Here is an 8,826-nt window from a genome sequence, read left to right as displayed (position 1 = left end):
TGCTTTTCAGCTCTTCATGCTCGAAAAGTTAGTATTTATGGCAAGAGTTGGGCAAAAAAATTACTTCCGTCTGGACGTTGCATGGAATGTCCCTACCCGCTCCCCTACTCCTTAAAAAAGACTTTTTCAGCAAACCCTAAATATTCAACTCCCTACTCCCTATTCCCTATTCCCTAATATGAATTTAACTTTTTGCATTATCGTTAAAAATGAGGAAAAAAATTTGCCACGATGTTTGGCAAGTGTGAAAAATGTAGTAGATGAAATGGTTGTTTTGGATACTGGTTCAACTGACAGAACGCCAGAAATAGCTCAAGAGTTTGGTGCAAAAGTACATTATTTTGAATGGTGTAATGATTTTGCAGCAGCCAGAAATGAATCTTTGAAATATGTCACAGGTGACTGGGTTTTAGTATTAGATGCTGATGAATATCTCTCACCAAAAATAGCTCCACATATTAGAGAAGCTATTCAGAGCGATCGCTACATTTTAATTAATTTGATTAGAGAGGAAATAGGGGCGCAACAATCTCCGTATTCTTTAGTTTCTCGTCTATTTAGAAATCATCCAGAGATAAAATTTTCCCGACCTTATCATGCCATAGTTGATGATAGTATTTCTGATATTTTAGCGAAAGAATCTGAGTGGCAAATAGCTTCGTTGCCAGAAATAGCAGTTTTACATGAGGGTTATCAAAAGGGAGAAATTACTTCTAAAAATAAACTGGAAAGAGCAAAGGCAGCAATGGAAAGTTTTCTCAGCAATAATCCTAATGATGCTTATGTTTGTAGTAAGTTGGGAGCTTTATATTTAGAAGTTGGTGAAAGAGAAAAAGGGATGGAATTGTTGTTTCGAGGTTTCCAAGATTCAGAGGTAGATAAAACAGTTTTGTATGAGCTACATTACCACTTAGGAATTGCCTATCGACAAAAGCAAGAAAAAGAAATGGCAAAGCGTCATTATCAAATAGCAACAGAGTTAAATATTTTGCCTAAATTGAAATTAGGAGCATACAATAATTTAGGTAGTTTGTTGAAAGAGGAGGGAGATTTGGAGAAAGCAAAAACTAACTATGAAATTGCTTTACAGATAGACCCTAATTTTACAGTCGGTCATTACAACCGAGGCATGGTATTAAAAGAAATGGGTTGGTTTACTGAGGCGATCGCCTCCTATAAAAAAGCTATTCAACTTGATGCTGACTATCCAGAAGCTTATCAAAATTTGGGAGTTGTATTGTTGAAAGTTGGTCAAGTACCAGAAAGTTTAGAAGTATTTGGGAAAGCTATTAGTTTGCATGAAAAATATAACCCTCTAGAAGCAAAGCGACTTAGGGAAGTATTAGAGTCGATGGGTTTTATGTTGTAGAGTTCTAGCTGTCGAAGTTGAAATTTTTAAGTGACTGTAGAAACAGGAGTTTCTTTTAGAGGTGGGGTTGTTTGAATTGTAGTAACTAGATTGAACTCAGGAGGATCGGGATTTAACAATTCATCTTCATCTAACTCTGTAGTTCGGAAAAACTTACGCACAATTTCCACATCTGGCTCAACTTCAATCCAAAGACGTGCTCCTCCTGCCTGACTGCGATTTGGTGTATGAGGGCGATAAACAATTTTGCAATTTCCTTTAATTTCTGCCTCGTGACAGCGATCGTTACGGAAGAAGGACGAGAGGAGTGAAAGCCACGTCTTTTTAAAGTGTGGATGAAAAACGTTTCATGTCACGCAGCGAAACGGGCTATTTTAATCGCCTCAAAAAGTTGTCATTTTTTATTATTTAATGTTAATGTTATCATAATAACATAAAAGCGATAAAGATGTATGGATGTCAGCAAGAGCTAATTAAAAGTCCAGAAAGTATCCCGTTTTTAGAATACTTATGTACCACGGTTAACCGACTTATTAATTGTGGGATTTATTTGGCTAGACAATGGTATTTTAAGTTGGGATACATCACGGGAAAATATGACTTAGAGAAGCGATTAAAGTCAAATCATAATTATCAATTTCTTCATTCTCAAGCCGCACAGCAAACCTTGAGAGGAGTAACAGAGTCTTTTAAGTCCTACAAGGAGCTTTCCTACAAACACTATCTAGGAAAACTGAAAAATAAACCTCAACTTCCCAAATATCGAAAAAAGGGAGGACTAGGAGTTATAACTTATCCAAAACAAGCTTTGAGACTGAAAGGAAACGAGGTGAGAGTACCTCTGGGGAAAAAAGTTAAAGCTGCTTTTAAAATTGATAGTTTTTGGCTAAATTTTCCCAGCAATCTTGACTTTAAAAAAATTCGAGAAATAAGGATTCTACCTCGTAATGGTTGCTTTTATGTTGAGTGGGTTTATCAGTTAGAGTTCAATAAACCTGAACTTGACAGGGATAAAGTTCTCGGTATTGACCACGGAGTTGATAATTGGTTAACTTGCGTTAGCAATGTAGGAACAAGCTTCATTGTAGATGGCAAACATTTAAAATCAGTTAACCAGTGGTATAACAAACAAATAGCAACAATTAAAGAGAAAAAAACTCAAGGATTCTGGTCAAAAAAGTTAGCCAATATAACTGAAAAACGCAACATAAAAATGCGCGATGCTGTGAATAAAGCAGCCAGATTAGTTATCAATAACTGCTTAAAAAATGGTATTGGTAGGATTATTTTTGGATGGAATAAGGGGCAAAAAAATGCTATTAACATTGGAGCTAAAAACAATCAAAAGTTTGTGCAAGTTCCCACAGCTAAACTCAAAGAACGAATTAGTCAGTTATGCGAATTGTATGGCATAGAGTTTATTGAAACAGAAGAATCTTACACCTCGCAAGCCAGCTTTCTAGATGATGATTTCCTGCCCAACTACGGTGAAAAACCCGAAAGCTGGGAGTCATCAGGAAAGCGAATACACAGAGGTTTATATCAAACCAAAAACGGTTTGTTAGTAAATGCTGATGTGAATGGAGCAGCTAATATTCTCAAAAAAGTAGCGACAACTTTGGAGCTTTCTCTCGAAGGAATCAGTAGAGGTAGTTTGATAATGCCTTTAAGAATCCAGTTTTGGATTGCTTAAGAATCCCCGTCTCGCGATTAGCGGGGAGTATCAAGATTTCCTTGCTTAACAGATAGTGATTTTGTGAGATTATTGTCGCCTAACCCACCCTACATAAAGGCTTAATTTTTTATTTATAGATACCCTCTGAAGTTGCTTGAAAACTAATAGTTCAAGTCGTTGATTTTCTAGTAAGACTTGACAACTTATAAATGATAACTGATTTTATGGTTCAACCCAACCTTGAAAAGCTGCTACTAAAACATTAGCAACTGGATTATCGAGAGCTTCTTTAAATGCTTCTGTTCCTGCTGATTTTAATACTCCTATTACTCGCTGTTTTAATGTGGGATTATTTTCAATAGATTCTATAGCTTGAGCTGCAACTGCCATTTTACCTGCTGTAGTTTTTGTAGGGTTTGATTGTTCTAATTGTTGAAGTAACTGCTGAATTTCCTGGGCAGCTTCAGCGAGGTTTTGTTTTGCTTCGGGGTTAGTAGAATAATTGTTTATAATTTTGCCTATTTGGTCTCTGTCAGCTTTTTTATTTCCACCAACCATGTCTCCTACAACTTTTACAACTTTTGTACCGCGTAAGTCAAATTGAGTACGTTGTTCTTTCTCTGCCATTGTTTTTGCAAGCTCCATTAATTCTGTATTATATTTGCGTGTATCTTCTAGTCTATGTTCTATATTTTCTGTTATCTTTTGATTTAAACGTTTAATTTCCTCATCTTTTGCTTCTAACATCGGTTTATATTTTTGCCAGAATTTTCGCTCATATTCTGCTTCATCAATTTGATCGGGAACTTTAATGCGAATTACAAAAGCACCGTCGCCTTTATTCTCTATTGTTTGGAGGACTGGTAATTCTCCTGTGTCACTTTCTACTCGCAGTTGTTGAAAAGTTTTCAGAAAAGTCTGCCAGTCAATACCATCTTTGAAAATTAAATCGACAGTATTGGGAATTTTCTGAGCCAATTTAGCAAATTCACCGGGTTCAAAATTTTTCTCTAAGTCAGCAGGGCGACGTTCATGTTCAGGAGATTTCAGGAAAATATAATTACAGTCAATTTCAATTAGTTTGGTTGTATTGCTGATTCCCCAATCTTCTACACAAGCTCCTGTTAAAGTTGCTCTGGTTAAATCTGCTCCTTCTAGTAAAGTTTGAACTAATCTAGCTCTAGATAAATTAGCATTTTGTAGGTTGGCACGGTTTAAGTCTGTGCCGATGAAGCTAGCATCTTGTAGATTGGCTTCTTTTAAATTAATACCTCTAAGGTCAAAGCGATCGAAGTTTTGATTTTCAGCTTGACATGTTTTGACTAACTTTCTGACTTTGGCTTCCTGGAGATAGGTTTTTCCAGGTCTTACCCGATCGAGTTTTTTGCTATCTCGGAAACAGGTGCGAGTAAGATTTGCTTTTCGGAAGTCTGTACTTTTCAGAGTAGCTTGAGAAAAGTCGGCATTGGTTAAGTCTGCTTCTCGAAAGCAAGTGCCATCATTGGCAGCAAAAGCAATAGCTACATTACGAATTAAGGCGTCTTTTTCGTCACCTTTGACTGCTCGGTAAGCAACGTAAGCACTTAACAATGTTGTGGCGACGGCGAAGGGGACGTCTCCGGCGACGGCGACGGCGACGTCTCCGGCGACTGCTCCAGCGACGGCGAAGGCTCCGGCGACGGCGAAGGCTCCAGCGACTACTCCGGCGACGGCGACTGCTCCAGCGACGGCGACGTCTCCGGCTCCGGCGAAGGCTCCGGCGAGGTCTTCGGCGAAGCCGGCGTCTCCGGCTCCGGCGAAGGCAAAGCCGACGGCGACGGCGATAGCTCCAAAAGCTGCTATAATATCCCGACTAATAACCACTATCCAGAACAAAATAACTACAATCAACCTTAAACCAGCGACTTGATTCTCTAAGCTAGGGTTATCAAATATTGGTGATATCAAGTATCCAGTAAATGCACTAAAAAATCCTGATATCCCTGCCACAATAAATACAACGATAAGCAAAAGCACTACCCAACCTTTTTGCAGCCCCCCCTTAGCTCCACAAAACTTAGTCCCCGTTAGATTTGCTCCCTGAAAATTAGTACCTCGAATATCCGCGCCACTAAAATCTGCTCTAGACAAATCTTTTTTCTTAAAAGATAGACCCCGAAGACTTACCCGTTGAAAATCTCGTCTACCTCTGTCATATTCCTTTAATATCTTACGCGCTCTTATATTTAGCATTCCTGGAAATTTGAGAATTTAAGGCCATGTTTGGTAGACGCAGGAAATTTTTCTCCTAGTCTAGCCTATATTTTTTTGAGGCACTATAAGTTTTTTTGCTGGCCTTTCAGCATATCGTGAATTTATCTAAAATCTAAAAACTAAGACCTTTGAGTTAAATATTTCATCAACCTAGAAAGAGTGAGGCGATCGCCTAGCGGCGCGTAGCACTATCGCTACCTTCCCACCTCATCTAAAAACCTAAAAAAATAACGGGAGGAAGTTAGCCAGCCTGTTTTAACGGCTAGTTGAATAACGACACGCGGGTAATAAAGCGTAGTAAAAATCTGCTATAGTAGCTATACTAGAGATAGCAAGTAAGAACAAGGTTTGTCGCCATGACATGACCGCACTTTGCGGTGAAATTCCGGTGGACAGGAGACGGGGAATTAATTTCCTACGACGGCTGAAAGCAAGCAGGCAGCTAAAGCAGCGATTTATTGCTCCAACCAATGCGAGTAAAACCACTCGTGAAAGCTAAAAAAAGTAAGCTCACAGCTAGATTTAGATCTATGCCGAGGGGTTTAGAAGTCTGCCCTTCAGGCTGTAAGCAAATGTGGATTTATGAGGGGCTGCGTGCGGAATTTACTTCCGCACTTTAAACGCCCCGTCCCATTTGCGGTGGGTAAACCACGGAATCCAGGGTGTTTCAACCCCTGGAGATGTCAATCATATCAAATTTCAATAATTAGTTATTGTAGGTCATTGCAACTGGAACGTAATGGAAGGAAGCAATCTCACGCAAATCCTAAAATTGCTTCCTATCTTAGCAATGACGACTGTTCAGCCAGATTGAAAGATCGGACGTTTGAATTGAATATTGCACTAATCAGAATAGAGGAAGGCATCGCCACTTTCCCTCCTCATCATCCCTACTCCTCTACTCCCCCACTCCACTTACAGAGGGCGGACTAATAAAGTAATTCCCTGACGACCGACAACTGCAATTTCTTGACCTGGATAGAGAGTCATGCTGCTGTAATCTCTAAAAAGCATAGCAGGCCAATATGTAGTTTTATATCTAACTCTCCCAGGCTCATCAGCAGTAATTTTTTCTTCAACTACAGCAACTTCAGGTTTAGAAAACATTTTTGGAGCATCACAACGAAATTTCTGCATTATTATTCTTCCTTATATAGTTTCAGTATTAATCTATTTGATGCCCCTGTGTTGAGAAAATCTACACTTAATTTTTGTTCTTAATTAGCACTACATTTTGCTTATGTGGTTTTCCGGAGGTTATTTAATTTGCACCTCAGATTATTTTCTTTGGATATATATATAGTAATCCTATTTTATTCGTGTCAAAAATCTTACTGCTTTTTAGGCAACAGGCAACAGGCAACAGGTGGGACTTTCAGTTTTTTTATTTACTTTTTGATTTGTTAAGACCTATTTAGGATTGTTATACTTATGACTTATGAGCGAAAAATCAATTCAAAATTTATATATGTAGATAGGTAGATAGGCACAGATAAATATTATATGCTCTATCCAAGACGAGAAAAGTTTGCATGGCAACTTGGTAAAGTAATTGAGATTGCTTCGTCGTTCCTCCTCACAATGACATTTCACACTTAATTAGATAGGTAGAGATAAATATTATATGCTCCATCCAAGACGAGAAAAGTTTGCATAGCAACTTAGTAAAGTAATTGAGATTGCTTCGTCGTTCCTCCTCACAATGACATTTCACACTTAATTAGATAGGTAGAGATAAATATTATATGCTCCATCCAAGACGAGAAAAGTTTGCATAGCAACTTAGTAAAGTAATTGAGATTGCTTCGTCGTTCCTCCTCACAATGACATTTCACACTTAATTAAATCTACCTACTTATGCAATGCAAAAATCATCAACTTCTCTTATTTTTATCTTTTGCCTTTTAACTTTTGGCTATATCTTTCCTACTCCCTACTCCCTACTCCCTACTCCCTACTCCCTACTCCCTACTCCCTACTCCCTACTCCCTAAGAATTAAGAATGAGGTTCGCCAAACAATACCAACGAACAATTTAACTCTTTCAAAACCTCATTAGTCACATCACTAACTGCCAAACCTCCAGCAGTACGGCGACGCATAGAACGCAAAACAACTAAATCAAAAGACCCCGCCATTCTAATAATTACTTGAGCGACATTATCATTAGCAATAACCTTTATTTTTAACTTCACATCAGATTCATCCACAGAAACAATCTCCGAAAGTTGAGACCTAAACTCATCAATTTGTTCTGGAGAATTCAGACTAGAACATATATGTAATAAAGTCACCGAAGCCTGATTAGTATCAGCAAAAAGTTCGGCAAAACGTACAGTTCTTAATGTTTGAGGAGTAATGTTTTTGACTGGTACTAAAATTTTATGAATATCAATCGGATCTTCCAATAATCTTGTCACTGCTACCGGACAATGAGAAGACCAAAATACACTATCAATAATACTTCCAAATAAACGCGCCCGTAAACCAGTTTTTTGACTCCAACCCATAATAATTAAACTGGCATTTTTTTCCCTAGCAGTGCAGCTTATTCCCTGAGAAACATCATTATCAATTCTTAGTTCTGGTTTAGTTTTTACTTTAAATTCTTGACTAATTTCTTGAGTTCGTTTTAGTTGTCGTTGACTATCACGAATTTCTCTAGTTAAATTTGGTTCGTCGAGATGAAAATTAGCTTTAACAATAGATAAAGGTACAACTAATCCTGACTCATGTTTAGTTAACATTGCCCCCATTTCTAATAAATAACGCTCAGTTTGAGGATTATATATAGAAACCAAAACAGTAAATTGTTGCTCATCATTTTCTGTCTCTAATTCCTGTTCCTGAGTTTCCCACAAAATTCCAGATTTATTACCACCATTAAATACATTCAAAGGTTGAGATAATAAAGGAGCAAATCTAGCTGTAGTTAAAGGTCCGAGTATAGAAGTTACTAACATTAAAACAATTACGTCGTTGAAAAATGGTTCTGTGATAATTCCTTCTTTCAAACCAACTAAAGCTTCAACCAAAGTAGCAGCAACATGAGGCAAAGTTAGAGACCACATTGTCAGAGTTTCTGGGAAATTGTAGTTGTATAATTGTTTGGCTAATAAAGCTGCAAGAAATTTGCTAATAACCACACCAGCAATAATAGCTAAAGTCATTAAAAATTCTGAAGTTATAGTTGAAACAAAAGCTGGAATATCTAAGATTAATCCCATGTCAACAAAGAAAAAAGGAATAAACAATGTACTGCCAATAAATTCCACTTTTTCCTTAACCGGACCATTTCCCACAACTTCATTCACAGCAATACCAGCTAGGAAAGCCCCAACAATAATATCAACATGAATTATTTGTGCTTCTACACTTGCCAGAAACACAACTAACATAATGAATAAGTGCGACTCGTTGGCTTAAAAGCTAGCTAAAAGCTAGATATAATAAGCCTTTTAAGTCAAGACATGAAGCTAATAGCTTCGACTTGAAAAACTCTTATGACCTTGTAGGTGAAATTCCTACCG

At 37.7% G+C, this 8,826-nt stretch carries 6 protein-coding genes; 2 read left to right on the top strand and 4 right to left on the bottom strand.

What is annotated here, in order from left to right; translation table 11 throughout:
- Window positions 1-178: 178 nt before the first annotated feature.
- Window positions 179-1,369, top strand: coding sequence for a TPR domain-containing glycosyltransferase (locus tag F6K22_RS21780; protein WP_293102581.1), 1,191 nt, complete (start codon window positions 179-181; stop codon window positions 1,367-1,369).
- Between the two features lie 26 nt (window positions 1,370-1,395).
- Here F6K22_RS21780 and F6K22_RS21775 read toward each other — a convergent pair whose 3' ends face one another.
- Window positions 1,396-1,539 (bottom strand): hypothetical protein, encoded by a 144-nt coding sequence (locus F6K22_RS21775; protein ID WP_293102578.1) that lies wholly within the window; start codon window positions 1,537-1,539, stop codon window positions 1,396-1,398.
- Between the two features lie 278 nt (window positions 1,540-1,817).
- Here F6K22_RS21775 and F6K22_RS21770 point away from each other — a divergent pair, with 278 nt between their 5' ends.
- A complete protein-coding gene (locus tag F6K22_RS21770) occupies window positions 1,818-3,062 on the top strand; it encodes an RNA-guided endonuclease InsQ/TnpB family protein (protein ID WP_293102575.1) in 1,245 nt (414 codons plus the stop codon).
- 204 nt (window positions 3,063-3,266) lie between these two features.
- Here the strand turns inward: F6K22_RS21770 and F6K22_RS21765 are convergent, their stop codons facing one another.
- The 3 genes from F6K22_RS21765 to F6K22_RS21755 form a co-directional block, all read right to left on the bottom strand.
- Window positions 3,267-5,276, bottom strand: a complete 2,010-nt coding sequence (locus tag F6K22_RS21765) for a pentapeptide repeat-containing protein (protein ID WP_293102572.1) — start codon at window positions 5,274-5,276, stop codon at window positions 3,267-3,269.
- 936 nt (window positions 5,277-6,212) lie between these two features.
- A complete protein-coding gene (locus tag F6K22_RS21760) occupies window positions 6,213-6,434 on the bottom strand; it encodes an NfeD family protein (RefSeq protein WP_293102569.1) in 222 nt (73 codons plus the stop codon).
- An 859-nt stretch (window positions 6,435-7,293) separates the two neighbouring features.
- Window positions 7,294-8,694 (bottom strand): cation:proton antiporter, encoded by a 1,401-nt coding sequence (locus F6K22_RS21755; protein ID WP_293102566.1) that lies wholly within the window; start codon window positions 8,692-8,694, stop codon window positions 7,294-7,296.
- Window positions 8,695-8,826: the final 132 nt, after the last annotated feature.

Source organism: Okeania sp. SIO2F4 (assembly GCF_010672385.1).
GTDB lineage: Bacteria > Cyanobacteriota > Cyanobacteriia > Cyanobacteriales > Microcoleaceae > Trichodesmium.
Note: the sequence above shows the minus strand (reverse complement) of the source record. Positions and strands in the feature narration are given on the sequence as shown.